The 26748-nt window shown below is 67.1% G+C and carries 24 protein-coding genes; 10 read left to right on the top strand and 14 right to left on the bottom strand.

Translation table 11 applies throughout. From position 1 onward, the window contains the following. Positions 1 to 182: 182 nt before the first annotated feature. Positions 183 to 497, bottom strand: coding sequence for a hypothetical protein (locus MRY84_RS21300; protein ID WP_291507677.1), 315 nt, complete (start codon positions 495 to 497; stop codon positions 183 to 185). A gap of 288 nt (positions 498 to 785) precedes the next feature. Between MRY84_RS21300 and MRY84_RS21305 the strand changes: the two genes are divergently transcribed. Continuing rightward, on the top strand, positions 786 to 4250 hold the full coding sequence (locus tag MRY84_RS21305; RefSeq protein ID WP_291507678.1) for an IPTL-CTERM sorting domain-containing protein: 3465 nt from the start codon (positions 786 to 788) through the stop codon (positions 4248 to 4250). Positions 4251 to 4400: 150 nt separating this feature from the next. On the opposite strand, the gene MRY84_RS21310 is transcribed toward MRY84_RS21305, so the two are convergent. The 9 genes from MRY84_RS21310 to MRY84_RS21350 form a co-directional block, all read right to left on the bottom strand. Then, the gene (locus tag MRY84_RS21310; RefSeq protein WP_291507698.1) at positions 4401 to 5465 is read right to left on the bottom strand and encodes a serine/threonine protein kinase; all 1065 of its coding nucleotides are present in this window, start codon (positions 5463 to 5465) and stop codon (positions 4401 to 4403) included. Between the two features lie 55 nt (positions 5466 to 5520). Then, complete coding sequence (locus MRY84_RS21315; RefSeq protein ID WP_291507679.1) at positions 5521 to 6618, bottom strand: DUF2855 family protein; 1098 nt, start codon at positions 6616 to 6618, stop codon at positions 5521 to 5523. 139 nt (positions 6619 to 6757) lie between these two features. Next, complete coding sequence (locus MRY84_RS21320) at positions 6758 to 8197, bottom strand: bifunctional serine/threonine-protein kinase/universal stress protein (RefSeq protein WP_291507680.1); 1440 nt, start codon at positions 8195 to 8197, stop codon at positions 6758 to 6760. 46 nt (positions 8198 to 8243) lie between these two features. Continuing rightward, entirely contained in the window at positions 8244 to 9002 is a 759-nt protein-coding gene (locus MRY84_RS21325; RefSeq protein WP_291507681.1) for a metallophosphoesterase family protein, read from the bottom strand. A 162-nt stretch (positions 9003 to 9164) separates the two neighbouring features. Beyond that, positions 9165 to 9539: a DUF1304 domain-containing protein gene (locus MRY84_RS21330; protein ID WP_291507682.1), complete on the bottom strand. Its 375-nt coding sequence runs from the start codon at positions 9537 to 9539 to the stop codon at positions 9165 to 9167. 4 nt (positions 9540 to 9543) lie between these two features. Next, positions 9544 to 9960: an organic hydroperoxide resistance protein gene (locus MRY84_RS21335; protein WP_291507683.1), complete on the bottom strand. Its 417-nt coding sequence runs from the start codon at positions 9958 to 9960 to the stop codon at positions 9544 to 9546. A 71-nt stretch (positions 9961 to 10031) separates the two neighbouring features. Next, complete coding sequence (locus MRY84_RS21340; RefSeq protein WP_291507684.1) at positions 10032 to 10493, bottom strand: MarR family transcriptional regulator; 462 nt, start codon at positions 10491 to 10493, stop codon at positions 10032 to 10034. Between the two features lie 272 nt (positions 10494 to 10765). Next, positions 10766 to 11584 (bottom strand): crotonase/enoyl-CoA hydratase family protein, encoded by an 819-nt coding sequence (locus MRY84_RS21345; protein ID WP_291507685.1) that lies wholly within the window; start codon positions 11582 to 11584, stop codon positions 10766 to 10768. Between the two features lie 108 nt (positions 11585 to 11692). Then, positions 11693 to 12235 carry a PadR family transcriptional regulator gene (locus MRY84_RS21350; protein WP_291507686.1) on the bottom strand — a complete coding sequence of 181 codons (543 nt, stop codon included), beginning with the start codon at positions 12233 to 12235 and terminating at the stop codon, positions 11693 to 11695. A gap of 140 nt (positions 12236 to 12375) precedes the next feature. Between MRY84_RS21350 and MRY84_RS21355 the strand changes: the two genes are divergently transcribed. Continuing rightward, positions 12376 to 14469 (top strand): NADPH-dependent 2,4-dienoyl-CoA reductase, encoded by a 2094-nt coding sequence (locus tag MRY84_RS21355; RefSeq protein ID WP_291507687.1) that lies wholly within the window; start codon positions 12376 to 12378, stop codon positions 14467 to 14469. Positions 14470 to 14498: 29 nt separating this feature from the next. Continuing rightward, a complete protein-coding gene (locus tag MRY84_RS21360) occupies positions 14499 to 14939 on the top strand; it encodes a nuclear transport factor 2 family protein (RefSeq protein WP_291507688.1) in 441 nt (146 codons plus the stop codon). 135 nt (positions 14940 to 15074) lie between these two features. On the opposite strand, the gene MRY84_RS21365 is transcribed toward MRY84_RS21360, so the two are convergent. Then, the gene (locus MRY84_RS21365) at positions 15075 to 15923 is read right to left on the bottom strand and encodes a 3-hydroxybutyryl-CoA dehydrogenase (protein WP_291507689.1); all 849 of its coding nucleotides are present in this window, start codon (positions 15921 to 15923) and stop codon (positions 15075 to 15077) included. Positions 15924 to 16038: 115 nt separating this feature from the next. On the opposite strand from MRY84_RS21365, the gene MRY84_RS21370 reads away from it, so the two are divergent. Next, on the top strand, positions 16039 to 17628 hold the full coding sequence (locus tag MRY84_RS21370) for a choline dehydrogenase (protein ID WP_291507690.1): 1590 nt from the start codon (positions 16039 to 16041) through the stop codon (positions 17626 to 17628). 187 nt (positions 17629 to 17815) lie between these two features. Beyond that, positions 17816 to 18553, top strand: a complete 738-nt coding sequence (locus tag MRY84_RS21375; protein WP_015012377.1) for a hypothetical protein — start codon at positions 17816 to 17818, stop codon at positions 18551 to 18553. A gap of 27 nt (positions 18554 to 18580) precedes the next feature. Here MRY84_RS21375 and MRY84_RS21380 read toward each other — a convergent pair whose 3' ends face one another. From MRY84_RS21380 to MRY84_RS21390, 3 genes are read right to left on the bottom strand one after another with little or no spacing between them, the layout of a single operon-like run. After that, positions 18581 to 19933 (bottom strand): GAF domain-containing protein, encoded by a 1353-nt coding sequence (locus tag MRY84_RS21380; RefSeq protein WP_291507699.1) that lies wholly within the window; start codon positions 19931 to 19933, stop codon positions 18581 to 18583. Next, complete coding sequence (locus MRY84_RS21385; protein WP_291507691.1) at positions 19930 to 20445, bottom strand: hypothetical protein; 516 nt, start codon at positions 20443 to 20445, stop codon at positions 19930 to 19932. Before MRY84_RS21385 ends, MRY84_RS21380 begins: the two co-directional genes overlap by 4 nt. Next, entirely contained in the window at positions 20442 to 21293 is an 852-nt protein-coding gene (locus tag MRY84_RS21390; RefSeq protein ID WP_291507692.1) for an ABC transporter permease, read from the bottom strand. The genes MRY84_RS21385 and MRY84_RS21390 overlap by 4 nt, the downstream gene beginning before the upstream one ends. Positions 21294 to 21383: 90 nt before the next feature. Here MRY84_RS21390 and MRY84_RS21395 point away from each other — a divergent pair, with 90 nt between their 5' ends. From MRY84_RS21395 to MRY84_RS21415, 5 genes are all read left to right on the top strand, one after another. Continuing rightward, entirely contained in the window at positions 21384 to 22592 is a 1209-nt protein-coding gene (locus tag MRY84_RS21395; protein WP_291507693.1) for a PAS domain-containing sensor histidine kinase, read from the top strand. Beyond that, a complete protein-coding gene (locus MRY84_RS21400; protein WP_291507694.1) occupies positions 22589 to 23284 on the top strand; it encodes a response regulator transcription factor in 696 nt (231 codons plus the stop codon). Before MRY84_RS21395 ends, MRY84_RS21400 begins: the two co-directional genes overlap by 4 nt. Positions 23285 to 23430: 146 nt before the next feature. Continuing rightward, the gene (locus MRY84_RS21405) at positions 23431 to 24837 is read left to right on the top strand and encodes a CmpA/NrtA family ABC transporter substrate-binding protein (protein WP_291507695.1); all 1407 of its coding nucleotides are present in this window, start codon (positions 23431 to 23433) and stop codon (positions 24835 to 24837) included. Position 24838: 1 nt separating this feature from the next. Further along, complete coding sequence (gene ntrB / locus MRY84_RS21410; RefSeq protein WP_291507696.1) at positions 24839 to 25705, top strand: nitrate ABC transporter permease; 867 nt, start codon at positions 24839 to 24841, stop codon at positions 25703 to 25705. Further along, positions 25695 to 26567, top strand: a complete 873-nt coding sequence (locus tag MRY84_RS21415) for an ABC transporter ATP-binding protein (RefSeq protein WP_291507697.1) — start codon at positions 25695 to 25697, stop codon at positions 26565 to 26567. The genes ntrB and MRY84_RS21415 overlap by 11 nt, the downstream gene beginning before the upstream one ends. Positions 26568 to 26748 lie beyond the last annotated feature (181 nt).

Below are 26748 nucleotides of genomic sequence, written 5' to 3' on the forward strand. Positions count from 1 at the left end.
GAGGGCGGTCTGCCGGAAGATCCGGCAGCCTACGTCAAGAGGGTCAACGCCCTGCTGGCTTGATGGGCTATCAAAATGGCATCAAGCGCTTGTTTCACAAGCGCTGAATGCTATGAAAAATGAAGCAATGAAAACGGCGCCGTGAAGGCGCCGTTTTCTTGGGGGCTGCCGCTACGGACGCTTCAGTTCGGGGGGAGCGCCCGCGCTTGCTCCAGGATGCGGGTATGCGCACGGTTGCGCTCCTGCGGGTCGGCGTCGATCAGCTCCTGCAGCGCGCCCTCAGGCACGGTCAGCCCTTGGCGCCGGTCCTTCTTGACCGGCAAGTTGCGCCATCCCGACAGCACCAGCCAGTCCCACAGCTCGCGGGGGACCGGCTGGGTGATCGCCATCCTGACCTGCCCGCGAATGATGGTGGCGCCCACCGGCGGCAAGGGCCCCACCGGTGGGGATCGGCGCTTTTGGCGAATCGAGAGCAGCGTGCGAAACAGGTCCTTCATGTCAAACCGCTTGGTGGATGGCAAAGCGCGCAGCATAGCCCAGCCGGGGCAAGCGGCTTTCCGCCAGGCGTCGCAACTGGTTACAAATCATCAGCAATAATGCGACAGAACGTTAACGATTGTCACTGGACGGTTACACGCCGCCGCGATCGCTAAATTCCACCGTGCCTTGGTTCCCCCGGCGGCCAGGGCATCTCCACGCACCCCTTCTTTTTTGCCGATCCGCAAGGGTTCGGTGAGGTCGCGGCGTGGGCGGAAAACGGAGCCATTCACCTCAGGAGAATTTCAATGTCCCATCGATTGACGCGAGCCTGGACGAGCGCATGCGCTCGTTGGTTCGCGCCCCCGGCACCCGGCGGGTCCGCAAGGATTGCCCATCCGCAGGCCGCAACGCAGCCTTCCCAGCCCGTGGTGCGCCGCCTGCGTCCCCTGCGCTGGCTGCTGCTGGCTGCCAGCCTCTCCGCCGGAGCCGCCTTCGCGCAATCGGCCGACCTGGTGATCAACCATGCCGACTCGCCAGACCCTGGGCCGGCGGGCGGCATCTTCACGTACACACTGCGCATCGACAACAACGGGCCCAACGGTGCCACCGGCGTCACCCTGAGCGACACCATCCCCGCAGGCTCCCAGTTCGTGGATGTGACCACCACCGCCGGCTCGTGCAGCGAGGCGGGCGGCGTGGTCGATTGCGCGCTGGGCAACATCCCGTTCAACACCAACCAGACGGTCACCATTCGCGTGCGCCTGCCCTCGGCCGGGGTGTGGACCAACACCGCCACCGCCAGCGCCGTCACGTCCGACCCCAACACCAGCAACAACGTGAACAACACGCAGGACACCACGGCCACCCAGGCCGCGGACCTCGCTGTGGTGGCAACGCCTTCGGCGGCCAACGTGGCGGCGGGCGAGGCGTTCAGCTACGGGCTGCAGGTGGCCAACAACGGCCCCGATGACGCCACGGGCAGCCAGCGCATCACGTTCACCGTGCCCAGCGGCGCGTCCATCACCGGCGTGCCCACGGGGGCCGGCTGGTCGTGCACGCCCGCTTCCGGGTACCCCATCAACAGCGGCACCGTGACGTGCACCCGCAGCGGTACCCTGGCCAACGGGGCGTCGGCCGCGCTGCTCACCGTGCCTGCAGTGGCCAACGTGAATGGCACCGTCACCGCAGCTTTCGCCGTCAGCGGCGTCAAGCCGGATGACTCGGCCATGCCCGATGGCAACACGGCCAACAACACCAGTTCGGCCAACGTCACGGCCACCGACGGCGCCGATGTGTCCATCACCAAGACGCGCAACCTCGCCAACGTGGGCGTGGGCGACAACGTGACCTACACCCTCACGCCCCGCCTGAATGGCGGCGTGTCGTTGGCAGCAACGCCCATCACCGTGACGGACACCCTGGGCGCCGGGCTGACGCTGGTGTCCGCCACCGGCACCGGCTGGACCTGCGACGCCACCATCAGCTGCACCCGAGCCGGATACGCGGGCGCCAACTTCACCAACATGCCCGTGATCACGATCGTTGCCACGGCCACCGCGCCCGGCGTTCTGGGCAACACGGCAGGCGTCAGCACGCCACTGGCCGACCCGGTGCCGGCCAACAACACGTCCAGCATCAATGTCACCGCCAGCAACGATGCGGACATGCGACTGACCAAGACGGCCAGCGTCAACCCGGTGGTGCCCAATGTGCCCTTCAACTACACGCTCACGGCGCGCAACCTGGGTCCGCTCGCGGTGCCTGCAGGCCAAGCCATCACCATCACCGACCAGGTTCCTGCCGGCGTGACGCTCAACAGCGTGGTGAGTGCGGTGGGCTGGACCTGCGATGCACTCCCGGTCTCTGGCCCTGCCAACTGGAGCTGTACCCGAAGCGACGGCCGGGCCGTGAACACCGATGCCCCGGTCGTGACCGTCTCTGCCGTGCTCACCGGCGTGGGCACGGCCACCAACAATGCCTGCGTGGCGCTGGGCGCTGGCGCGCGCACCGACAGCAATGCCGCCAATGACTGCACGGGCGTAGGCGTGGTAGCCACCGCCACCGGGGCCGACCTGCGCGTCGTCTCCAAGACCGCGACCCCGGACCCGGTGGTGGCGGGCCAGAACCTGACCTACGTCATCACGGTGGACAACCTCGGCCCTGACGCCGCGACCAACGTGACGGTGACCGACGCGCTCGCGAGCCTGATCAACACCGGCGGCTTCCAGTCGGCCGTGCCATCGCAAGGCGCCTGCACGCCCAACGGCGTGACCAACGGCACCTCGCAAAACTTGAGCTGCAACCTGGGCACGCTGAATGCGGGCGCCACAGCCACCATCACCCTGGTCGTGCGCCCCAGCATCGCCGCCACGGGCAACCGCACCAACACGGCCAGCGTCACGTCGCCGGACGTGGGCGACCCCAACACCGGCAACAACAGCGCCAGCGTGACCAGCCAGGTCACCGCCATCGTGGACATCACGGCCGCCAAGACCGCGACGCCGCTGAGCGTGCCCGCGGGCGCCCCTATCACCTTCGTGGCCACGGTGCGCAACAACGGCCCCTCCACCGCGCAGAACGTGCAGGTGGTGGACGTGCTGCCCGCCAACGCCGCCTTCGTGAGCGCCAGCGCATCCGGCGGCGGCAGCTGCACCACGCCCGCCGTCGGCGCCACGGGCGGCACGCTGACCTGCACCTGGGCCAGCCTGAACAGCGGTGCACAGAACACGGTGACCTACGTACTGCGCCCCCTGGGTACGGCCGCTGGCAGCAATGTGGTGAACACGGTCAACGTATCCACCTCCACCGCCGAATCGGACACCACCAACAACTCTGCCACCACCACCACGGCGGTGACGGCGGCGCAACTGGACATCCTGGTGAACAAGGTGGACAGCGCCGACCCGGTGGACCTGGGCCAGCCCACCACCTACACCATCACCATCAACAACAGCGGTCCGTCCTTCGGCACCAACGTCGTGCTCACGGACATCTTCCCCGCGCCGGGCTCTTCGCCCACCGCGACGTTCAGCTACCAGGGTTCGCTCACCGTGAACAACGGCGGCAGCTGTACCGAGCCTGCGGTGGGTGTCACGGCCGGCACGCTGACCTGTACCTTCCCCGGTCTGGCCAGCGGCCAGTCAGCCACGGTGACTTATGTGATGCGTGCCGAAACGCTCACGGTGGATGGCGCCACCAGCGGCACTGCCTTCAACCGCGCCAGCGTGACGGTGGATGAAACCGAAACCACCCTGGCCAACAACGAGGTCACGCACGACACGACCGCCCGCCGCTTCACGGTGGCGACGGACCTCGCGCTCACCAAGACCGCGCCCGCGGGCCCGCTGGCACCCGGCGCCGCGCTGGACTACACGCTGGTGGTCACCAACAACGGCCCCCTGGCCAGCGATGGGGCGCAGGTGGTGGACACGCTGCCCGCCGGCGTCAACTTTGTCTCGGCCGTCGGTTGCGTGAACACCGCAGGCACCGTGCGCTGTGCCGTGGGACCGCTGGCGGCGGGCGCTTCGCGCACGTTCACCATCAGCACCATGCTGTCGACCCCCTACACCGGGGCCCGGCCGCTGGTGAACACGGCCTCGGTGGACGCGCCTGGCGATACGGACCCGTCCAACAACACGGCCAGCGCCAACACCACCGTGTCGGGCAACGCCACCAACGTGCCCACGCTGTCGGAATGGGGCCTGATTCTGCTGGCCGCCGTGCTGGGCCTGATCGCCTGGCAGAACCCGGCGTTGCGGCGGCGCTTCTAAGCCGACGCCAGGCTTCTGACCCGCTGGCGGGCAATTGCCAGCCCAGGCCAGCAAAGCCGGCGAAACCAGAAAAGCCAGTGCGCAGCCATGCGCATTGGCTTTTTTTCTTGGTGCGGCAGTGAAGTGCCCCCAGCACGCGGGGACCCCGTGTCAGGCCGCCAGCGGCGCCTCTTGCATGGCTTCGATCTGCTCGATCAGCATGTCCACCTGCCCGCGCCAGTAGTCGCTGGTGCCGAACCAGGGAAAGTTCGCCGGAAAGATCGGGTCCTGCCAGCGGCGGGCGAGCCAGGCGCTGTAGTGGATGAGGCGCAGTGTGCGCAGCGGCTCGATGAGCGCCAGCTCGCGCCGGTCGAAGCTGCGGAACTGCTCGTAGCCGTCGAGCAGGGCGCTGAGCTGGTGGGTGCGCTGGCGGCGGTCGCCCGACAGCAGCATCCACAGGTCCTGCACGGCCGGGCCCATGCGCGCGTCGTCCAGGTCCACAAAGTGCGGGCCGCCGCGGCCCCATTCATCCAGTGGCGTCCAGAGGATGTTGCCGGGGTGGCAGTCTCCATGCAGGCGGATGGGAGTCGCATCTTTCAAGCCAAAGGGGGCTCCAGCGCTTTCTGCATAAGCGCTGGCAGCTATCAATTCAAGAGCTTTATCGCACTGTTCCTTCCAGGCGCCCTGCATGTCGAGCGGAATGATCTCGTTCGTGAGCAGCCAGTCGCGAGACGCCGTCCCGAAGCTCTCCAGGTCCAGCAGCGGGCGGTGCGCGAAGGGCCGCGCCGCGCCCACTGTGTGGATGCGGGCCAGGAAGCGGCCGATCCATTCGAGCACCTCGAAATCGTCCAGCTCCGGCTGGCGGCCGCCGCGCCAGGGGCTCACCGAAAACGCAAATCCATGGTGCCGGTGCAAGGTGGCGCCGTTCAGTACCAGCGGCCCCACGGCTGGCACCTCGGCCGCCATCAGCTCGGCGGCAAAGTCGTGTTCTTCCAGGATCTGGGCCTCGCTCCAGCGGCCAGGGCGATAAAACTTGGCCACCACACGCTCGCCATCTTCCAGTGTGACCTGGTACACGCGGTTTTCGTAGGACGACAGGGCCATGAGCCGGCCATCGCCATACAGGCCCACGCTGGCCAGCGCATCAAGCACGTGGTCGGGGGTGAGTTGGGCGTAGGGGTGTGGTTCGGGGGCAGCGGGCGTGCCGGCGTTGGCGCCGGACACATCGGGAGGCATGGGGGTCATGCCCCATTGTCGCTGCCCCACCCCGGTACCGACCGACGCCGGTGCTTCAGCCCGGGTGCATGGTCGCGATGTGGCCCGCCCGCGGGTCGCCGCCACCTGCCAGCAACGCGGCGAACAGCGCCTGCGTGGCCTCGGGCCCCGTGTGGTGCTGCACCGCCAGCCAGGGCTGGGGCCCGGCCGCAACGGCCGTGCTGAACTGGTTCCAGGCGGCCACCAGGCGATCGTTGAGGCCCTGGGCACCCCAGTCCGAGATGCGTTTCTTGACCTGTGCGGGGGCGAAGAACATCACCGGGCGGGGACCGGGCGACTGGCCCGCACCGCCGAGGTCGGCCACATGGCTCGCACCCACGGCGCAACTGTAGGCCAGGCCGGCGAAGTGGGCGTGTACGCGCTGGCGCAGGCCCACGCTGCCGGCAAAGTCGATGTACACGCTGGGGGTGGCGCCCTCCAGCGTCTTTTCCAGTACGTCGTACGGGACCACGCGGTGGTAGCACCCCAGGCTCTCGCAGAACGCCACGTTGCCCGGCGATGTGAGCCCGATGACTTCGATGCCTGCGCGCTGCGCCAGCTGGAACGCGGTGCCGTAGGCCGTCTTGCTGGAGGCGCTGGACAGCAGCATGCGCCGCGCGCCGAAGAACTGCTGGTCCGCCAGGAAGTCGTCGATGAGCCACGAAGTGATGAACAGCGGCCGCAGCAGCGCCTGCACGTCTTCGTTGTCAGCGCGGTACAGCGGGTCGGTGTCGGTGCGCAGGTAGTGGTTGTAGACCGCATGCAGCGCGGCGCGGTGCGGCGCCCCGTCGCTGAAGCCCAGGGCATTGGCACGCTGCGGCGCGAGCACGGCGTGCGTGGCCATGGGCCAGTAGCCGTACAGACGCTCACCGACCGTCACGTCGGGGTGCAGCGAGGCCATCACCTTGCCGAAGCCCCATACCGGCACGATGCCCCAGCCAGGCTCGCCGGTGGGGAAGAACTGCCAGTAGTTCAGCATGTCGCCCATGGCGGCATAGGTGATGTTGTTGGCCGTGAGGGCGAAGGCATCGACCCGCACGCGGATCTCGCCGTCCGCCAGCACGGGCTCGTCGGTGGTCATCAGGCGGGTGGTGGCCAGCTGGTCCTGGCGCACGAGGAGGGTGGTGGTGGTCATGGCGGCACGCTAAACGAAAGCGCGCTGGGGTTCAAGGCGGGCGCGGCGCATGGGTGACATCCGGGCAGCGGGCTTCCCCAGCGCGCATCTCCAGCCGCACGATGAGCTTGTAAAAGCGCTGCGCGAGGCTTCGACAGGATCAGCCCGCGAACCCCTGCCCCAACTGCTCGAACGGCAGCGCCTGCTTGACCAGGATGACGGTGCAGGGTGCATCGCGCGCCACGCGCATGGGCACGGTGGCGATGAAGCGCTGCATCTGCAGGCCGTGCGTGGCTGCGCCCAGGATCATCATGCTCACGTGGTTGTTGGCGGCATAGCGCACCAGGGCGTGGGCGACGTCGCCCGCTTCCAGCACGTGGTAGCTCACCGGGTGGCCCGCCAGGTCCAGCCCCTGGGCCCATTGGCGCAGGCGGGCCATGTGCTGGCGGTGCAGCGTGGTCTCGCTGCGCTGGCTGTCGCTGGTGCTGCTGGCCGACGGCGAGATCACCGTCACGCAGGCCAGGCGCGCGCCGGGGCGGATGCCCAGCGAGCGCGCCACGGCCTGCCGCAGCGAATAGAGCGTGGCGTCAGTCACGTCGGCATGGGGCACGGCCACCATCAGGATGGGCGTGTCCTCGATCTGCTGCGCGGGCAGGGGACTGGGCTGGTAGTGCATGCCCGCGGCGCGCAGCCAGTGCTTGAGGTGCGTGCGCCAGGGCGTGCCGCGCAGGCGTTCGCTGCGTTCGGTGAGCAGCACCTGCTCGGGGTTGGCCAGGTCGAAGGCCAGGTGGGCGGCCGAAGGGTAGCGGTTGGATGCCACCGGCTCCAGGCAGCGCAGGATGATTTCCTGCAGCCAGGGCGGAATGTCGGCGCGGTGCCTGCGCGGGGGCACGGGCGCCATCCACAGCCGCTGGCGCATGCCGCCGCTGGTGGTGGGCGCGCCAAAGGGCAGTTCGCCCGTGGCCAGCTCGTACAGCATGACACCGATGGCGAAGATGTCGCTGCGCGGGTCCCCGCGCACGCCCACCACCTGCTCGGGCGCGATCCACGCGGGCGAACCCACGGCCTGGCGCATCTCTTCGGCCAGCAGGTCGGGGTAGTGCGCGTGGCAGGAGAGGCCGAAGTCCAGCAGCACGGCCGTGCCGTCCTCCTTGATGAGCACGTTGGCGGGCTTTAAATCGAGGTGGCACACGTTCTGCTGGTGCAGGCTGTGCGCGGCGCGGGCCGTGGCGGCGCCCAGGCGGGCGATGGTGGCGGTGTCGCAGCGGCCCCGCCCTTCGCCCATCCAGTCCTGCAGGGTCTGGCCGGAGATGTACTCCATCACCAGGTAGGGCAGCCGCAGGAGGTCGCCCGCCGCCACGAAGCGCGGCACATGCGGACCGCTGAGCACGGGCAGGATCGTGAGCTCGACCTCGAAGCTCACGATGTTCTCGGCGCCGTCTCCTGCCGTCATGCGGGGGATCTTCATCGCCATCGGAAAGCCCGGGCTGCGTCCAGGCTGGGCGTACTCCACCGCATAGATGTGGGCCATGCCGCCTGCGTGGATGCAGTCCACCACGCGGAAGCCATCGATCTCGGTGCCGGGTTCAAGCAGTTTCATGGGGTTGTCCCTCGCGCAACCATTCGGGCCTCACAAGCCCCATTTTTTACAAGCCCTTCTCAAGCCGGTCCGCATAGAAGTCGGGCAGCCCCGCGGCGCGGATGGCGGCGGCGGCGGCCAGGTGGTCGTAGGGGATGCGGAAGAACGTGAGCTGGCGCGCGGCCTCGTCGAACAGCGCGTACATGGCGCGCGCGTCGCCATCGCGCGGCTGGCCTGCCGAGCCCACGATGCCCAGCCACTGGCGGTGGGGTGGCACGGGCACCGGTACGCCAGGCTCAGGCGAAAAGCGCATCAGCTTGGCGGTGGGCGTGAGGAAGTACAGCGCCTGCGCATGCACGTGGCCGCAGAACACATAGCGGATGGCCGGATCGATGGCCTGGGCGGCGGTCATGCTGCGCTCGGCAGCGTTGGAATCTTCCACATAGCGCCACTGGTCGGGCGCGTCCGCGCTGGCGTGCACCAGCAGGGCGCTGGGTCCCAGGCGGGCCGTGAGGGGGCGCGATTGCAGGAAGGCGCGGTGTTCGGGGCTCAGGTGGTCGTGCGTCCACTGGGCGCCCAGTTCGCTGCGGTTGCGCGGTGTGGCCGGGGGCGCCAGGGCCATGGCGTCGTGGTTGCCCAGCACGCACAGTGCGCCGCCTTGGGCCAGGGCCATGGCCTGCTCGACCACGGCCACGGGGTCGCCGCCATAGCCCACCAGGTCACCCAGCAGCGCAAACTGCTGCGCGCCCTGGGCACGCGCATGCTGCAGGCAGGCGTCGAGCGCCTGGCGGTTGGCATGGATGTCGGACAGCAGGGCGATCTTCATGGGCGGTCTTTCTCTTCTTGTCTCCGCCCCCATCATCGCGCGGATCGCTGAACGGCAGCTTGCAAGAAAGCCGAGCGGTGCTCCCTTGAACTTCAACAAAAATAGCTGCTAGCGCTTGATTGGCAAGCGCTGGCAGCTATTGATCTTGTAGTGGCTTTGAGCTCAGGCGTGGGGTTTCTTGTCCAGCGCCAGCACCAGGCCCAGCGCGATGATCGCTGGCAGCGCCTGGCTGAAGAAGATCTTGGGCGCCGCCGTGGCCGCGCCGAACACCCCCGCCACGATCACGCAGGCCAGGAAGAAGATCTTGAACACCCGGTTGCCGGTGAACAGCCCAAAGAACAGGCCCGCCGCCAGAAAACCGTTGTACAGCCCCTGGTTGGCGGCCAGCGTGGTGGTGGCGTCGGCCAACTCCTGGGTCAGGTTGAACGTCTTCATCCCCAGCGGCTTGTTCCAGAAGAACATTTCGAGCACGAGGATGTACACATGCTCGATGGCCACCAGGGCCACCGCGATGCGAGGGATCAGCAGGCGGCCCATGGGCTTACACCACCGTGATGGTCACGTCGATATTGCCGCGCGTGGCGTTGGAGTAGGGGCAGACCTGGTGGGCTGCGTCCACCAGCTTCTGGGCCGTGGCCTTGTCCAGGCCGGGCAGGCTGATGTTCAGGCGCGCTGCGATGCCGTAGGCGTTCGGGATGGGGCCCAGGTCCACTTCGGCGTCGATGGATACGTCCTGCGGCACGGGAATGCCGATCTTGCCGCCGACGGCCTTCATGGCGCCGATGAAGCAGGCGGCGTAGCCAGAGGCAAACAGCTGCTCGGGGTTGGTGCCGGTGCCGGAGGTTCCGGGCGAGGACAGCTTGACTTCCAGGCGGCCGTCGTCGGTCTTGGCGGCGCCATCGCGGCCACCGGTCACGTGCGACTTGGCGGTGTACAGGACTTTTTCGAGCTTGGTCATGGTGTCTTCCTTGCGGTTGTTGCCCACTGGCGGGCGTTGGAGGGAATCGTTGAAGCGGGTGGCCGGCTGGGTCAGCGTTGGCTGAGCCGGTCCCGCAGTTGTTTGAGTTCGGCGGTCAGGGCCGTCAGCTCGGCAATCGAGCACTGGCTGCTTTGCAGCACGCACTGCGGAATGGCCTCGGCCTGGTCACGCAGCGCATGGCCTTGCGACGTGAGGGTGATGCGCACACGGCGCTCGTCCTGCACGTCCCGCAGACGGGCGATCTGGCCCTGCGCCTCCAGGCGCTTGAGCAGCGGCGTGAGCGTGCCGGAGTCCAGGAACAGGCGCTCGCCCAGCTCGGATACGGTGACGCCGTCCTGCTCCCACAACACCAGCATCACGAGGTACTGGGGGTAGGTGAGGCCGATGCGGTCGAGCAGCGGCTTGTAGAGCTTGGTCATCGCGAGGGACGCGGAATACAGCGCAAAGCAGACCTGGTTGTCCAGCCGCAGGATGGCGGGGCTGGGAGTGGTGGGGGTGCTGGGGCTGGGCATGGGGTGAATTGTGGGCGCAAATTAAATTGCGTGCAATTGAATTGTGAAAAACTTTGTTAACGCAGGGGATTGTGTCGGTGGGGGAGCGGCGCTGCGCCATCGGTGCTATTCGCGCGCTCCGCATGTGCATGCGGGAGCGCTGGGTCCACGCCCCGTTCTGGAGGATCTGCTATCAATAGCAGAGCTGCCTGCGCAATATTTATCGGCGCTGGTGGCCGATTGGGCTTGAATTTGGCAAGTGGCGGTTCAGGCGCCAACGAACCATCAGTCCATCACCGCCCGCTGAACTGCGCGGGCCGTCGCTCGACAAACGCGCGCACGCCTTCGGCCGCGTCCTCGCTGTTGGTCAGCTCTTTCTGCACCGGAATGAAGTCCGCCACCGCAGCCTCCTGCCCTTGCTCGATGGCCTTGAGCACATTCAAGCGCGTGGCCACCACCGCCCGGGGCGCCTGGGCGGCGATGCGCTGGGCAATCGCCAATGCCTCGTCCAGTTCCTGGCCAGCCGGCACCACCTTCTGCACGAAGTTCAAACGGTACGCCTCGGCACTGCCGAACTCGTCGGCGGTCAGCAAATGCAGCAGTGCATTGCCCGTGCCCGCGCGCTCGGCCATGCGCAGCGTGGCCCCGCCCGTGGCCATGATGCCGCGCTGCACCTCCATCTGCGAGAAGCGGCAGTTGTCGGCAGCCACCACGATGTCGGCGCCCAGCATCAGCTCGATGCCCACGGTGAAGCAGATGCCCTTCACGGCCACCACCATGGGTTTGGTGCGGCGACGGTAGCCGGGCAGGCCGTAGTCGTGCGGCTCCACCAGGCCTTCCGGGATGGCCTTTTCGCCGCGCTGCATGTAGGCGCTCACGGCCGGCAGGTCCAGCCCGGCGGTGAAGTGGTCGCCAAACGCATGCAGCACGCCCACGCGCAGGGCGGGGTCGTCATCGAGGCGCGTGTACGCCTCGGCCAGCTGGCGGAACATGGGCGGCGTCCAGCCGTTGCGCTTGGCGGGGCGGTTGATGCCGATCAGCAGCACATGGCCCAGCACCTGGGTGTCGATGCAGCCTTCGGCTGGTGGCGTGGTGGCGGTGAGGGTGGGCATGGCGCAGAGGTCTCCTTGCCGCGATTGAAATCGCAACGCGGTGCTCGGGCGGTCTCCCGTGGGACAGATGCGTCCCGCCGCGCAGCCGGGGGCTGCCTGCAAGGCCCGTCACGCCTTCTTCGACGGCTCGCGCAAGATCTGCAGCGCTTCTTTCGAGATGGCCAGCGACATTTCTTCCTGCAAGATGCCGGCCTTGAGCACGAGGTGCTGCAGCCGCTTCTCCCGGCTGAGGTCGCGGCCCGCAAAGTCGCGCTGCTCGATGTGCTGGTAGAGGGCGCGCTTTTGCTCGTGCATCGCCATGCGCCGTGCGATTTCCTTTTCGAGCCCTGAGGGGCCAATCGCCGCTTCTGCGCGCAGCCGCACCATGAGCGCGTCGCGCAGGGGCACCGGGTCGTCCTGCTGGGCTATCCAGCGGCGCAGTTCCTTGCGGCCTGCGGGCAGCAGCCGGAACTGCCGCTTGCGGCCGCGCCCCGTCTCCGCAGGAAGCGCCTCGATCCAGCCCGCTTCTTCCAGCCGCGCAAGTTCGCGGTAAATCTGCTGGTGCGTGGCGTGCCAGAAGTAGCCAATGGACCGGTCGAACCGCTCGGCCAGTTCCGATCCAGAGCAGGGGTGCTCGACCAGGGCGGTGAGGAGGGCGTGGGGCAAAGACATGGGAGAAGGCGCCAGACAACGGGTTTCCAGACGCGCGATCTTGCCTCAACCGCGCCACAGCGTTGTTTGTGCAACCAGTTGCGCAAACGATGGAACGCCACTAAATTCATGCAACTGGTTGCATAAACACAAAGGACGCCATGTTGAATGCCCCTGTTTCTCCCGCGGCTCCCAAGGCCGCAGTGCCATCTGCCGGGGGCGCCGAAGCGGCAAGCCCCTACCCGCACCTGCTCGCCCCGCTGGATCTGGGCTTCACGACCCTGAAGAACCGCGTGCTCATGGGCTCCATGCATGTGGGGCTCGAAGAGGTGCCCCACGGCTTTGAGCGCATGGCCGCCTTCTATGCCGAGCGGGCGCGCGGCGAGGTGGGGCTGATCGTCACCGGCGGCATTGCGCCCAACGAGCGCGGCCGGCCCATGCCGGGCGGAGCCATGCTGGCCAACGAGCACGAGGCAGAGCGCCATCGCAAGGTGACGCAGGCCGTGCATGCCGAGGGCGGCAAGATCGCCATGCAGATCCTGCACTTTGGCCGCTACGCCTACCACCGCGACCTGGTGGCGCCCAGCGCCCTGCGCGCGCCCATCAACCCCCACGTGCCGCACGCACTCACGGCCGAGGAGGTGGAGGAGACCATCGAGGACTTCGTGCGCTGCGCCGCGCTGGCCCAGCACGCGCAGTACGACGGCGTGGAGATCATGGGCTCGGAGGGCTACCTGATCAACGAGTTCATCGCCGCGCGCAGCAACCAGCGCGACGATGCCTGGGGCGGCAGCTATGCCAACCGCATCCGGTTCCCCGTGGAGATCGTGCGCCGCACGCGTGAGCGCGTGGGACCGAACTTCATCATCATCTACCGCCTGTCCATGCTCGACCTGGTGGAAGGCGGCTCCACCCTGGCCGAGGTGATCGAGCTCGCCCAGGCCATCGAGGCGGCAGGCGCCACCCTCCTCAACACCGGCATCGGGTGGCACGAGGCACGCATTCCCACCATCGCCACCAAGGTGCCCCGGGCCGGATTCGCCTGGGTCACGAAGCAGGCCATGGGGCAGGTGGGCATACCGCTCATCACCTCCAACCGCATCAACACCCCTGAGGTGGCTGAGCGCCTGCTGGCCGAGGGCTGCGCGGACATGGTCTCGATGGCGCGCCCGCTGCTGGCCGATGCCGACTTCGTGCGCAAGGCGCGGCAGGGCCGAGCCGACGAGATCAACACCTGCATCGCCTGCAACCAGGCCTGCCTGGACCACACCTTCGGCGGCAAGATCACCAGCTGCCTCGTCAATCCCCGCGCTTGCCATGAGACAGAGCTGGTCATCGCGCCCGCGGCGGCGAAGAAGCGCATTGCCGTCGTCGGCGCCGGTCCTGCGGGCCTGAGCTTTGCCGTCACGGCCGCGCAGCGCGGCCATGCCGTGGTGCTGTTCGATGCGGCGGCAGAGATCGGCGGCCAGCTCAACATCGCCAAGCAGGTGCCGGGCAAGGAAGAGTTCCACGAAACCTTGCGCTACTACCGCCGCCAGCTGGAGCTGCAAGGTGTGGACGTGCGCCTGAACACCCGCGTGCAGGCGAGCGACGTGGCAGGCAAGGGCTATGACGAGGTGGTGGTGGCCACGGGCATCCAGCCGCGCACGCCGGACATCGAGGGCATCACCCACCCCAAGGTGCTGAGCTACCTGGACGTGCTGCGCGACAAGAAGCCAGTGGGCCAGCGCGTGGCCGTGATCGGCGCGGGCGGCATCGGGTTTGACGTGGCCGAGTACCTCACGCACGAGGGTGAGAGCGGCGCCCTGGCGCCTGCCAAGTTCAACGCCGAGTGGGGCATTGACGCCAGCTACGCCCATGCTGGCGGCCTGCGCGCCGCGCAGGTGGAGGCGCCCGCCCGCCATGTCCACCTGCTGCAGCGCAAGACCAGCAAGGTGGGCGACCAGCTGGGCAAGACCACGGGCTGGATCCACCGAACCTCGCTCAAGGCGCGCAACGTGGGCATGAGCTCGGGCGTGGCCTACGAGCGTGTGGACGACGCGGGCCTGCACATCCGCATCGATGGCGGCGCGCTGCAGGTTCTGGAGGTCGACCACGTCGTGGTCTGCGCCGGCCAGGAGCCGCTGCGCGCGCTGTACGACGCGCTGGTGGCCGCAGGGCAGAGCACCCACCTCATCGGCGGTGCCGACGTGGCGGCCGAGCTGGACGCCAAGCGCGCCATCCTGCAGGGCACCACGCTCGCCGCCCGCATCTGATTTCTGACCCCAACCCCAGGAGACATTCCATGACCGAAGCCCCGAAGAACATCCACCGCGCCGTCGCCCGTTCGCTCAAGACATGGCACCAGATGGTGGCCAGCCGCGATCTGTCGAACCTGTCCTCCATCGTGCACCCCGACGCGGTGTTCCGCTCGCCCATGGCCAACACGCCCTACGCCTCCGCGCCCGCGCTGCAACTGGCCTTGTCCACGGTCATCCAGGTGTTTGAGGACTTCACCTACCACCGCCAGCTGGCTACCGACGACGGCCTGAACATCGTGCTGGAGTTCAGCGCCCGCGTGGGCGACAAGCAGCTCAAGGGCATTGACCTGGTGCGCTTCAACGAGCAAGGCCAGATCACCGAGTTCGAAGTCATGGTGCGCCCCCTGAGCGGCCTGCAGGCCCTGGGGGCCGAGATGGGGGCACGCCTGGGCGACAAGCTGCCGGCATTCAAAGCCAAGGCCTGAAGGTGGCGCGCGACCGGCGGTCCCAGTTGCCGGTGGGGAAGATCCTGCACGCGACCTAGCGGGAGACTGCTCGAGCGTTTGAGGACTCATCCTGGCCCCCAAGCGCCGCGCGGGGGCCTTCTACCTGGCTGACGCTCAGTAGCTGTACACGCCGCGCCCGGTCTTGCGGCCCAGGCGGCCGGCGGCCACCATTTCCTTGAGTAGCGGGCAGGGGCGGTACTTGCTGTCGCCAAACTCGGTCAGGTAAACCTCCATCACGGCTAGGCACACGTCCAGGCCGATCATGTCCGCCAGCGCCAGTGGGCCGATGGGCTGGTTGCAGCCCAGCTTCATGCCCGCGTCGATGTCCTCGGGGGTGGCCAGGCCCTCGGCCAGCACGAAGAAGGCCTCGTTGATCATCGGCACCAGGATGCGGTTGACCACAAAGCCGGGCGCGTTCTTCACGGTGATGGGACTCTTGCCCAGGGCCTCGGCCAGGGCCTTCACGGCGTCGTGCGTGGCATCGCTGGTCTGCAGGCCGCGGATGATCTCCACCAGCGCCATCATGGGCACGGGGTTGAAGAAATGCATGCCGATGAAACGGTCGGCGCGGCTGGTGGCGGCGGCCAGCTTGGTGATGGAGATGGACGAGGTGTTGGAGGCAATGATCACTTCGGGCGCCACCAGCGCATCCACCTGTTTGAGGATCTTGAGCTTGAGCTCGTAGTTCTCGGTGGCGGCCTCGATCACGAGCTGCGCGGCCTTCAGGTCGTCGTAGCTGGTCGAGGTCTTGATGCGGGCGAGCGCGGCGGACTTGTCGGCCTCGGTGATCTTTTCCTTTTTGATCAATCGGTCCAGGCTGCCGGCCACGGTGGCCAGGCCCTTTTGCACTGCAGCATCCGAAATATCGACCATCACCACGTTGATGCCCGACACCGCGCAGGCCTGCGCAATGCCATTGCCCATGGTGCCCGCGCCGATGATGCCTACGGTCTGAATCGTCATATAGAGAGCCCTCTTCAAAGTGAAACGGATGGGCAGGATGGTAAGCCGAATCGCACGGTCGTTCGGTTATCGTGGCCCCGGCCGCCTTGCGAAGGGGCGCAGGAGACACTACAGCATGTTCGACTACATCATCATCGGCGGCGGCTCGGCGGGCTGCGTGCTGGCCGGCCGCCTGAGCGCAGACCCCACCGTGCGCGTGTGCCTGCTGGAGGCCGGTCCGGCCGACACCAGCGTGCTCATCCACTGCCCTGCAGGGCTGGCCGTGATGGCCAAGTTCGAGCTCAACGGCTGGGGTTTCAACACCACCCCGCAGGCCGCGCTGAACCACCGCCAGGGCTACCAGCCGCGCGGCAAGGTGCTGGGCGGGTCCAGCTCCATCAACGCCATGGTTTACATCCGCGGCCAGCATGCCGACTACGACCATTGGGCCGCAGAGGGCAACCCGGGCTGGGGCTGGGAGGACGTGGAACCCTACTTCCTGAAAGCCGAGCACAACGAGCGCGGCGCTGATGCCTGGCACGCCCAGGGCGGCCCTTTCAATGTGGCGGACCTGCGCAGCCCGCACCGCTTCAGCCACCTCTTCACCGAAGCCGGCGTGCAGGCTGGCGAAGTGCACAACACCGACTTCAACGGCGCCACGCAGGAAGGCGTGGGCCTGTACCAGGTCACGCACAAGAACGGCGAGCGCCACAGCGCGGCCAAGGGCTACCTCACGCCGCACCTGGCGCGGCCCAACCTGCAGGTCATCACCGGCGCGCACGCCACGCGCATCCTGTTCGACGGCTCGCGCGCCGTGGGCGTGGAGTACCGCCAGGGTGGCGCGATCAAGCAGGTCCGCGCCGGGCGCGAGGTGCTGCTGAGTGCGGGCGCGCTGCTGTCGCCGCAGTTGCTGATGCTGTCGGGCGTGGGGCCTGCCGCGCATTTGCAGCAACACGGCATCCCGGTGCTGCACGACCTGCCCGGCGTGGGTCAGCATCTGCACGACCACCCCGACGTGGTGCAGGTGCTGGACGCCCCTGAGCTCAAGGACCTGTTCGGCCTCTCGTTGTCGGGCATGGCGCAGACGCTGCGCGGCATCGTCGAATGGCGCAAGCACCGCACCGGCATGCTGACCACCAACTTTGCCGAGGCGGGCGGCTTTATCAAGAGCGACCCGTCAGAGGCTGCGCCCGATCTGCAACTGCACTTCGTGATCGGCAAGCTGGTGGACCACGGCCGCAAGACGGTGTTCGGCCACGGCTACTCGGCCCATGTGTGCCTGCTGCAGCCCAAGAGCCGGGGCTCGGTCACGCTGGCCAGCCGCGACCCCATGGCCTTGCCACTGGTGGACCCGAACTTCCTGGCCGATCCCGACGACATGGCGCGCATGGTGCGTGGCTTCAAGCGTACGCGCGAGATCCTGATGCAACCGGCGCTCGCGAAGTTCGGCGCCAAGGAGCTGGCGGCCTCGGCCAGTGCGCGCACCGACGCGGAGATCGAGCAGTTCATCCGCCAGTACGCCGACACCATCTACCACCCCGTGGGCACCTGCCGCATGGGGCCTGGGCCCATGGACGTGGTGGATGCCGAACTGCGCGTGCATGGCCTCGCCGGCCTGCGTGTGGTGGACGCGTCCATCATGCCGCGCATCGTGAGCGGCAACACCAATGCGCCCACGGTGATGATTGCGGAAAAAGCGGTGGACCTGCTGCGCGCCGCGCCGTGAACGATTTCACGTTTGGCGCGCGGAACGCGATATTTAAGGTTTTCAAAGGGTCTGTTTAAGGAGTTTTTAACAGGCAAGAACGCGGCGAATTTCTAGACTTCTTGGCATGGAAGCGGGTGCGTGGTGCACCCGGCCCGGCGCCCAAAAAAAGGCGCTGCAAGAGCCACAGAGGCCATGAAAGAACGTGATGAAGATTGATGCCCGCGAAATTGCCGCACTGACCCAAGCCCAACCCGCCGCCCCCCGCATGGACATGTACGCCAGCATCCACAAGGCGCTGCGCGCCTTCATGGCCGACACGCTGCTGGGCCTGGGGCGCATGGATGTGGACGACGACCTGGAGTTTGCCCAGACCTGCGACCGCGTGATGCAGCTGCTGGACCTGTGCCGCGCGCACCTGCACCACGAGAACCAGTTTGTGCACGCCGCCATGGAGGCGCGCCAGCCCGGCTCCAGCCAGAGCATTGCCGGTGAACATGTGGAGCACGAACAGGCCATCACGGCCCTGGCCGACGGGGTGAACCACCTGATGGCCTGCGCCAAGCCCGCACGTCCGGCGGCCACCCTGGCCCTGTACCGGCAGCTGGCACTGTTTGTGGCGCACAACTTCGAGCACATGCACGAGGAAGAAACTGCGCACAACCGTGTGCTGTGGCAGTGCTACACCGACGCGGAGCTGGCGGGCGTGCACGATGCGCTGGTGGCCTCGATCCCCCCGCACGAAATGATGGTGGTGGCCCGCTGGATGGTGCCCTACATGTCGCCGGCCGAGCGCACGGCCATGCTGTCGGACATGCAACAGCATGCGCCCGCCCCCGTGCTGGCCGCAGTGCTGGCGCAGGTGCAGCCGCACCTCACGCAGCCCGAGTGGACCAAGCTGATGCGCAGCCTGGGCCTGCCGGTGGTGCCGGGTCTGGTGCACTGACTTTGAGAAATCAGTGGCGTGAAGGCGTCAGGCGTCTTCCAGCACCACAGGGCGCAGCACGCACAGCCGAAAACGCCCGCGCCCCGTTTTTTCGATGTGGATGTGTGGGCAGTTCTCTTGCAGGCGGCGCTGCAGCAACAGCAGGCGGGCTTCCAGGTTGTCGGCCACATCGGGCAGGCGCAGGGCGGGGTCCAGCCGCAGTTCGCGGTTGGTGAAGTCCACGCGCCCGGTGTGCTGGTGGTCGCGCAGCAGCTTCCACACGATGGCGCCCGCCACGCCCTTGATCAGGTAGTTGTCGTTGATGAAAACGCTGTCGTTGGCCGCAAAGTGGCGCACCCGCAGTGCGCTGCCGCTCACCGGCGGTGCCGCCGTCGGAGCAGGCAGCGGCTCGGGCGCATCGGGCGCGGCCTGCAGCAGGTCGATGGCCGCGGCCAGCTGGCCCGCAATGGCCACCAGCAGGTCCTCATCCTCAAAGCCAAAGCGCACGTCCTCGGGGCTCTCGGCAAACAGCACGCCCAGCAGGCGCCCGGCCGACAGCAGCGGCACTGCCACCTGGCTGTGCGGCTCTGGCAGGCCGGGGTAGGGGATGTCCATGCCGCGCAGCGGGGGCGCATCAGGCGCGGCATGCGCGTCCATGCTCTCGCGGATGGCCTGGCTGTACAGGGCAGCGTGCGTCATGTGGCTGATGCGCACCGGCGTTCGCTCGCGCGCGGCCATGCCGATCACCCCTTGGCCCAGCCGGATCTCGGAGCCCACACCCGACGTGGCGTAGCCGCAGCTGGCCACCGTGTAGAGCTGCTGGGCGCTGGCGTCCAGCATTAGCACCATGGCGTGCTGGATGCCCAGCTTGTCCTGCAGACCCTGCAGCGCGCCTTGCAGCAATTCGTCCAGCCCCGTGCAGCGCGCGATGCCTTCGCTGCACAGACGCAGCGTGTGCAGCAGCCCGGAGCGTGGCGCGGGTGCCGGCAGGCCTTCGCCCGCCACCGATTCGATGCGCTCCACGGCGTAGATGTCGGCGCCCTTGAGCTCAAACACCTCGGCCATGCCCGAATGCGACGCAATGCCCGCCAGCTGCGCGCGCATGCTCTCGAACACCGGGCCGCTGTCCTCGGTGCGTTCGTACAGCAGGTGCAGGCGGTAGAAGTGGGCAGTGAGCGGGTCCAGCACCAGCACGGACGCACGCGGATTGCGCAGGATGTTCTGGCGGGTCTTGTTGAAGAACTGGAACGACAGCGCCACATGCGCCGCATCCACATAGACCACCTGCGAGATGTAGGCCACGTTGGGCGTGCCGTCGGGGTCGCAGGTCGCCATGATGGCGGGAATCGCACCCTCCAGGCAGGGGCGGATGCTGTGCAGGGACGGCGCTGCGGTGCTCATGGCTGCGGCGTAGGTGGTGACGGTGATGTGGGTGGCGAACACAACTCCGCGCCTGCGCGCGGGCCCGGCGTCTGGTCGAACGCGCTGGTGGGCGTGAAGCTCACGGCCACCACATCCTGCAGCGGCGCTGCCAGCATGGCCGCTACATACTGCGGCCCGTAGCCGACCTGGCCCACCTCCTGCACCATGGACTGCAGGTAGGCCTGCAACACGGGCACGTCGCCGTCATGGGCCGGGCGCTGCGTGGCCCGGCGGGCCTTGAGCTGCAGCGTCTGGTGGGTGGATGGCACGCTGAAGACCACGGCAATCTCGCCGGTGTGCGCAATGTCCTGCAGCAACTGTTCGGACTGGCTGCGCCGCAGGTACACCGTGACTTCCTGCCCATCGCTGCTGATGTGGCTGCCCACGGCCCGCATGATGCTCGGGCGCAGGGCCGCATCGCGGGACGCCACGATGGCCGACACGCCCTTGGCCACCATGGCGATATGGCTGGGGCCGAGCAGCAAGGTCATGCCTTGAAGCGCTTGCGGGTCAGGGCCAGGGCCACCCAGAAGGCCACCACCGTGGTCACCATCAGCACCAGGCCATGGCGCAGGGGGTGGGCGGGCCACTGGTCCATGAACAGCGGGCGCACCAGCTCGACCGCGTTGGTCAGCGGCAGCCAGTCGGAGATGGCGCGCACGATGGGGGGCAACTGCTCGTGCGGGAAGAACACGCCCGAGAGAAACATCATGGGCGTGAGCACCAGCGTGAAGTAGTAGGTGAAAAAGTCATACCCCTTGGCCAGGGCGTTGAAGATGAGCGCGATGCTGGAGAACATGATGCCGACAAACAGCAGCACCGGCCAGGCCACCAGCAGCTTGGGGCTGTGACTGATGCCTAGTGCCAGCATCACGCCCAGGATGGCCGTCACGGTGAACAGCGCCTTGAACGCCGCCCACAGCATCTCGGCCAGCACCACGTCGTCCAGGCTGACCGGCGCGTTCATGATGCCGTCCCAGGTCTTTTGCACATGCATGCGCGAGAAGGCCGAGTACAGCGCCTCGAAGCTGGCCGCGTTCATGGCGCTCATGCAGATGGAGCCGCTGGCCAGGAACAGGATGTAGGGCACCTTGGTGTCGCCCGCCGCGCCGCCCACGTTCACCTGCCCCACCAGGGCCCCCATGCCGTAGCCAAAGGCCACCAGCCACATCAGCGGCTCGGCAATATTGCCTACCAGGCTGGGGATCGCCAGCTTGCGCCAGACCAGCAGGTTGCGCAGGAACACGGGCCACCAGCGCATGGACAGGCTGGGCGGGCGCCATACCGACGGCGGGGGCGGGGCCACGGTGGCCACGGAGGACGGGGTAACGGTTTGCATCCGCTTATTGTGCGATGTTGGCGGTCGGGCGCACAGTCCCCGATGTGTTCCTGGTCGCCACCTGGGCACGCCCATTGCTTGGGTGCTGCCATGCCCACCCATGTCCTGAACCTGCTCACCGGTGCCAGCGCCCTCTGGCAAAACCGCCTGGGGCTGCTGCTGGAGTCCACGGGCGAAGGCGTGTTTGGCATTGACCTGGCGGGCAACTGCGTGTTCATCAACCGGGCGGGCGCACAGATGCTGGGCTTTGCCGCCGAGGAGGTGATGGGGCGCAACATGCACGCGCTCACCCACCACAGCCACCCCGACGGCAGCCCGTATGCCGACAGCGACTGCCCCATCTTCAACGCGTTCCGCCAAGGCCTGCCTTGCCGGGTGGACACCGAGGTGTTCTGGCGCCGCGATGGCTCGGCGTTTGCCGTGGAGTATTCCAGCCACCCGATCCTGGAAGGTGACCAGGTGCATGGTGCCGTCATTGCGTTCGTGGATATCACCAGCCGCAAGCGTGCCGCCGACGAACTGCAGCGCGCGCACGACGACCTGGCCCGCGCCAATGACGAGCTGGAGCGCCGCGTGGCCGCGCGCACCCAAGAGCTGTCGCAGGCGCTGGCGCAGCTGCGTGAACTGTCAGCCTACTCGGAGCAGGTGCGCGAGGACGAACGCACCCGCATTGCCCGAGAGGTGCACGATGAGCTGGGCAGCCTGCTGGTGGCGCTGAAGATGGATGTGAACTGGCTGCACAAGCGACTGGGCGAGCAGGGCGAGCGCACGCCCGAGGCCGCGGGCGACATGCGCACCCAGATGCGGTGCAAATGCCAGAACATGAGCCGCCTTATCGAAAACGCCGTGGACAACGTGGGTCGCATCATCACCGACCTGCGCCCCAGCATCCTGGACCACCAGGGCCTGTGGGCGGCGTTGGAGTGGCAAGCGCAGGAGTTTGGGCAGTCGGCCGAGCTGGAGTTGGCGTGGCACATGGACGTGCCCGCCACCCTGCACCTGCCCGAGCCCGCCGCCATCGCCGTGTTCCGCATCTTCCAGGAGATGCTGAGCAATGTGGGCCGCCACGCGCAGGCCAGCGCCATCGACATTGCGATTGACGTGCAGGACGATGTGCTGCAACTGCGTGTGCGCGACAACGGCGTGGGCGCCACCCGCCAGGCGCTGGAGGCGCCCACCGCCTATGGCGTGATGGGCATGCGCGAGCGGGCGCGGCAGTTGGGAGGCCAGCTGAGCATCACCAGCGAGCCGGGGCAGGGCTCATGCCTGCAATTGCTGATTCCTCTGGAGCTGTCATGAATTCCGTGGTTCGCGTATTGATCGGAGACGACCACCGCATCGTGCGGGAGGGGCTCAAGCAGGTGCTGGGCGACCCCGCCAACGGCACGCCCGAGATCACCGTGGTGGCCGAAGCCACCCAGGGCAGCGAGGTGCTGGAGCAGGTCGCGGCGCTGCAAGGGCCCACGGGTGCGCTGGGCGTAGACCTGGTACTGCTGGACATCGCCCTGCCGGGCATGGACGGCCTTGAAGTGCTGCAGGCGCTGCGCAAGGCCTGGCCTGCGCTGCCGGTGCTGATGCTCAGCACCTACCCCGAGCGGCAATATGCGGTGCGCTGTATCCAGATGGGCGCAGCGGGCTACCTGCATAAAAGCGCCGACCCCGACGACATGGTGGCCGCCGTGCGCAAGGTGGCGGCGGGCGGGCGCTACCTGACAGAGGCCACGGCCCAAGCCCTGGCGGGTGCGGTGGAGCGCACCGGCGTGGTGCGCGCCGCCCAGCAGGGCGCGCCTGCGGGGGTGGACGCGCTCTCCTATCGAGAGCACCAAGTGTTCCGTCTGCTCACGGCCGGGCAGAGCGTGAGCGAAATTGGTGCGCAGCTCAAGCTCGCGCCCAACACGGTGAGCACCTACCGCGCCCGCATCCTCGAAAAGACCGGTGCGCGCAACGATGTGGAGCTTGCTCTGCTGGCGCGCGGCACACCAGCAGAGTGAATTCGGTGCGTTGCGCGACCGATTTGTAGTGCTGGCCCTACACGCTGTAGACACCACACCCACGAATTCATGACAGAGGGCCGGCACCGGCAAAAACTGGCCCGCGCTTTGCGTAACGCCTGGCACCAACTTCTTCGAGGTGTGCCATGTCCGAATTCTTCTCGCCCTACGATGCCGACCGCCCGTTGATGCTGAAATGCAGCTGTGGTCGCGACCACACGGTGGCCGACCACCATGCCGAGGTCTCGGCCGATGCCGCTGCAGCCACCCTGCGCCAGCGCAGCGAGACCCGCGAGTTCGAGCTGTACAGCAACGAGTTCATCGAGGCCACGCTGGTCAAGGCGTTGTTTCCGCAAGACGCGGTGCGCCGCCGCTTCATCAAGGCCGTGGGCAAGGGCACAGCCATGGCGGCCATTGCCAGCGTGTTGCCCGTGGCCAGCCTGCAGGCCATGGCGCAAGAGAAACAGGGCGCACTGGAAAAAACCAATCTCAAGATCGGCTTCATCCCGATCACCTGCGCCACGCCGCTGATCATGGCCCACCCGCTGGGCTTCTACAGCAAGCAGGGCCTGAATGTCGAAGTCACCAAGACAGCGGGCTGGGCGCTGATTCGGGACAAGATGATCAACAAGGAGTACGACGCCACGCACTTCCTCTCGCCCATGCCGCTCGCGATCTCCATGGGCCTGGGCTCCAACGCCACACCCATGAACGTGGCCACCATCCAGAACGTGAACGGCCAGGCCATCACGCTCAGCCTCAAGCACAAGGACAACCGCGATCCGAAGAACTGGAAGGGCTTCAAGTTCGCGATCCCCTTCGAGTACAGCATGCACAACTTCCTGTTGCGCTACTACCTGGCCGAGGCGGGCCTGAACCCCGACACCGATGTGCAGCTGCGCGTGGTGCCACCGGCTGAGATGGTTGCCAACCTGCGCGCGGGCAATATCGACGGCTTCTTGGGCCCCGATCCTTTCAACCAGCGCGCTGTGTTCGAGGAGGTAGGCTTTATCCACCTGCTCACCAAGGACCTGTGGAACGGCCACCCTTGCTGCGCCTTCGGCACCAGCACCGAGTTCATCCAGAAGAATCCCAACACCTTTGCCGCGCTGTATCGCGCGGTGCTCACCTCGGCCGCCATGGCGCGCGACCCCAAGAACCGCGAGCTGATCGCCAAGGTCATTGCGCCCCAGGCCTACCTGAACCAGCCCGAGGCCGTGATCAATCAGGTGCTCACCGGCAAATTCGCCGATGGCCTGGGCAAGATCCAGAACGTGCCCGATCGCGCAGACTTCGACCCCATGCCCTGGCAGAGCATGGCCGTGTGGATGCTCACGCAGATGCAGCGCTGGGGCTACATCAAGGGCGATGTGGACTACAAGCAGATCGCCGAAAAAGTGTTCCTCATCACCGACGCGAAAAAGCAGATGAAGGCGCTGGACCAGAAGGTGCCAGAGGGCGCGTACCCCAAGTTCAAGATCATGGGTCGCGAGTTCGATGCGGCGAAGGCTGCCGAATACGCGAAGAGCTTCCCCATCCGCAAGGCGGCATGACATGACTGCCGCCAAGAACCTCAACCTGCGCGGGGGCCTGCTGTCCGTGCTCATCTTCCTGACACTGCTGGGCATCTGGTACGTGGCCACGTCTTCGTCGGGTGCCAGCGGCGGCACGGCGGGCATGACGGCCGAGCAGATCGAGTACGCCAAGATGATGGGCAAGGACCCGGGCGCGTCCAAAAGCGGCGGCTTTCCCACGCTGGGTGCCATGGGCAGCACGGTGTGGAGCCACCTGTCCAACCCGTTCTACGACAACGGACCCAACGACAAGGGCATCGCCATCCAGCTGGCGCACTCGCTGGGCCGCGTGGCGCTGGGCTTTGGCCTGGCCTGCCTGGTGGCGATACCGCTCGGTTTCATCATCGGCATGTCGCCGCTGCTGCGCCGTGCGTTCGACCCCTTCATCCAGGTGCTTAAACCCATCAGCCCGCTGGCGTGGATGCCGCTCGCGCTCTACACCATCAAAGACTCATCCATCTCGGGCATCTTTGTGATCTTCATCTGCTCGGTGTGGCCCATGCTGGTGAACACGGCGTTTGGCGTGGCATCGGTCAAGCGCGAGTGGCTCAACGTGTCGGCCACGCTGCAGGTCAACCCGCTGCGCAAGGCCTTCCTGGTGATCTTGCCCGCCGCAGCGCCCACCATCCTCACGGGCATGCGCATCAGCATGGGCATCGCCTGGCTGGTGATCGTGGCGGCCGAGATGCTGGTGGGCGGCACGGGGATTGGCTACTTCGTGTGGAACGAGTGGAACAACCTGTCGCTCACCAACGTGATCTTTGCCATCCTGGTGATTGGCGTGGTGGGCATGTTGCTCGACCTGGCCTTCGGCCAGCTGCAGAAGGTGGTGACCTATGTGGAGTGATGTCGCCCAGCGCCCGGCTGTTCCAGCCCCTCTTGCCACTGACGCCCCGCAACGAAAGGCCTCTGCCGTGACCCAAGGCTTCCTCCAGATCGACCGGCTGAGCAAGGCTTTTGTGCCCGCCAAGCCCGTGTTTGCCGATGTGTCGTTCACGCTCGACAAGGGCGAGTTCGTCTGCATCATTGGCCACTCGGGCTGTGGCAAGACCACCATCCTGAACGTGCTGGCGGGGCTGGACACCGCCACCTCGGGCACCGTCATCATGGACGGGCGCGAAGTGGCCGGTCCCAGTCTGGACCGGGGCGTGGTGTTCCAGAGCCACGCGCTCATGCCCTGGCTCACGGTGCGCCAGAACATCGCGTTTGCCGTGAAGTCGCGCTGGCCCGACTGGAAGAAGAGCCAGGTGGATGCGCATGTGGAGAAGTTCGTGGCGCTGGTGGGACTGAGCCCCGCCATTGACAAGAAGCCCTCACAGCTCTCAGGCGGTATGAAGCAGCGCGTGGGCATTGCGCGCGCGTTCTCCATCCAGCCCAAGATGTTGCTGCTGGATGAACCCTTTGGCGCACTGGATGCGCTCACGCGCGGCACCATCCAGGACGAGCTGATGGCCATCGTGCGCCAGACGCAGCAGACGGTTTTTATGATCACCCACGATGTGGACGAAGCCATCTTGCTGGCCGACCGCATCCTGCTGATGAGCAACGGCAACGAGACGCCCGAGGGCTACCGCCCCGGCGGCATCGCCGAGGTGGTGGTGAACCCGCTGCCACGCGAACGCACGCGCACCAGCCTGCATCACCTGGACGGCTACTACGCGCTGCGCAACCACATCGTGGACTTTCTGGTGACGCGCGCCAAAGCGTGAACACCCCCTGAGTCGCTTCGCGCCTTCCCCCTAAGGGGGACGCCGCCCGTGCGGCGGGGCGGCCCTTGCACGGCGGCCCTGGCCTGGATCGCGCCGGTTTCAATCCCTGTAGGCAAAGCGCAACCGAATCGCGCCCATTTCTAACCTCTCTTTATCAAGGAGCCATCACCATGAACCGCAA

Origin of the sequence: Acidovorax sp., assembly GCF_022763525.1 — a bacterium.
Classification (GTDB): Bacteria; Pseudomonadota; Gammaproteobacteria; order Burkholderiales; family Burkholderiaceae_C; genus Acidovorax.

What these genes read in the sequence shown, in the direction of transcription:
- MRY84_RS21360 (WP_291507688.1), top strand. Translation starts at nt 14,499, where the DNA reads ATGACCGAAGCCCCGAAGAACATCCACCGCGCCGTCGCCCGTTCGCTC.
- MRY84_RS21340 (WP_291507684.1), bottom strand. Translation starts at nt 10,493, where the DNA reads ATGCCCAGCCCCAGCACCCCCACCACTCCCAGCCCCGCCATCCTGCGG.
- MRY84_RS21315 (WP_291507679.1), bottom strand. Translation starts at nt 6,618, where the DNA reads ATGACCACCACCACCCTCCTCGTGCGCCAGGACCAGCTGGCCACCACC.
- MRY84_RS21305 (WP_291507678.1), top strand. Translation starts at nt 786, where the DNA reads ATGTCCCATCGATTGACGCGAGCCTGGACGAGCGCATGCGCTCGTTGG.
- MRY84_RS21390 (WP_291507692.1), bottom strand. Translation starts at nt 21,293, where the DNA reads ATGCAAACCGTTACCCCGTCCTCCGTGGCCACCGTGGCCCCGCCCCCG.
- MRY84_RS21350 (WP_291507686.1), bottom strand. Translation starts at nt 12,235, where the DNA reads ATGTCTTTGCCCCACGCCCTCCTCACCGCCCTGGTCGAGCACCCCTGC.
- MRY84_RS21370 (WP_291507690.1), top strand. Translation starts at nt 16,039, where the DNA reads ATGTTCGACTACATCATCATCGGCGGCGGCTCGGCGGGCTGCGTGCTG.
- MRY84_RS21325 (WP_291507681.1), bottom strand. Translation starts at nt 9,002, where the DNA reads ATGAAGATCGCCCTGCTGTCCGACATCCATGCCAACCGCCAGGCGCTC.
- MRY84_RS21405 (WP_291507695.1), top strand. Translation starts at nt 23,431, where the DNA reads ATGTCCGAATTCTTCTCGCCCTACGATGCCGACCGCCCGTTGATGCTG.
- MRY84_RS21335 (WP_291507683.1), bottom strand. Translation starts at nt 9,960, where the DNA reads ATGACCAAGCTCGAAAAAGTCCTGTACACCGCCAAGTCGCACGTGACC.
- MRY84_RS21415 (WP_291507697.1), top strand. Translation starts at nt 25,695, where the DNA reads ATGTGGAGTGATGTCGCCCAGCGCCCGGCTGTTCCAGCCCCTCTTGCC.
- MRY84_RS21355 (WP_291507687.1), top strand. Translation starts at nt 12,376, where the DNA reads ATGTTGAATGCCCCTGTTTCTCCCGCGGCTCCCAAGGCCGCAGTGCCA.
- MRY84_RS21320 (WP_291507680.1), bottom strand. Translation starts at nt 8,197, where the DNA reads ATGAAACTGCTTGAACCCGGCACCGAGATCGATGGCTTCCGCGTGGTG.
- MRY84_RS21365 (WP_291507689.1), bottom strand. Translation starts at nt 15,923, where the DNA reads ATGACGATTCAGACCGTAGGCATCATCGGCGCGGGCACCATGGGCAAT.
- ntrB (WP_291507696.1), top strand. Translation starts at nt 24,839, where the DNA reads ATGACTGCCGCCAAGAACCTCAACCTGCGCGGGGGCCTGCTGTCCGTG.
- MRY84_RS21385 (WP_291507691.1), bottom strand. Translation starts at nt 20,445, where the DNA reads ATGACCTTGCTGCTCGGCCCCAGCCATATCGCCATGGTGGCCAAGGGC.
- MRY84_RS21310 (WP_291507698.1), bottom strand. Translation starts at nt 5,465, where the DNA reads ATGCCTCCCGATGTGTCCGGCGCCAACGCCGGCACGCCCGCTGCCCCC.
- MRY84_RS21300 (WP_291507677.1), bottom strand. Translation starts at nt 497, where the DNA reads ATGAAGGACCTGTTTCGCACGCTGCTCTCGATTCGCCAAAAGCGCCGA.
- MRY84_RS21380 (WP_291507699.1), bottom strand. Translation starts at nt 19,933, where the DNA reads ATGAGCACCGCAGCGCCGTCCCTGCACAGCATCCGCCCCTGCCTGGAG.
- MRY84_RS21375 (WP_015012377.1), top strand. Translation starts at nt 17,816, where the DNA reads ATGAAGATTGATGCCCGCGAAATTGCCGCACTGACCCAAGCCCAACCC.
- MRY84_RS21395 (WP_291507693.1), top strand. Translation starts at nt 21,384, where the DNA reads ATGCCCACCCATGTCCTGAACCTGCTCACCGGTGCCAGCGCCCTCTGG.
- MRY84_RS21400 (WP_291507694.1), top strand. Translation starts at nt 22,589, where the DNA reads ATGAATTCCGTGGTTCGCGTATTGATCGGAGACGACCACCGCATCGTG.
- MRY84_RS21345 (WP_291507685.1), bottom strand. Translation starts at nt 11,584, where the DNA reads ATGCCCACCCTCACCGCCACCACGCCACCAGCCGAAGGCTGCATCGAC.
- MRY84_RS21330 (WP_291507682.1), bottom strand. Translation starts at nt 9,539, where the DNA reads ATGGGCCGCCTGCTGATCCCTCGCATCGCGGTGGCCCTGGTGGCCATC.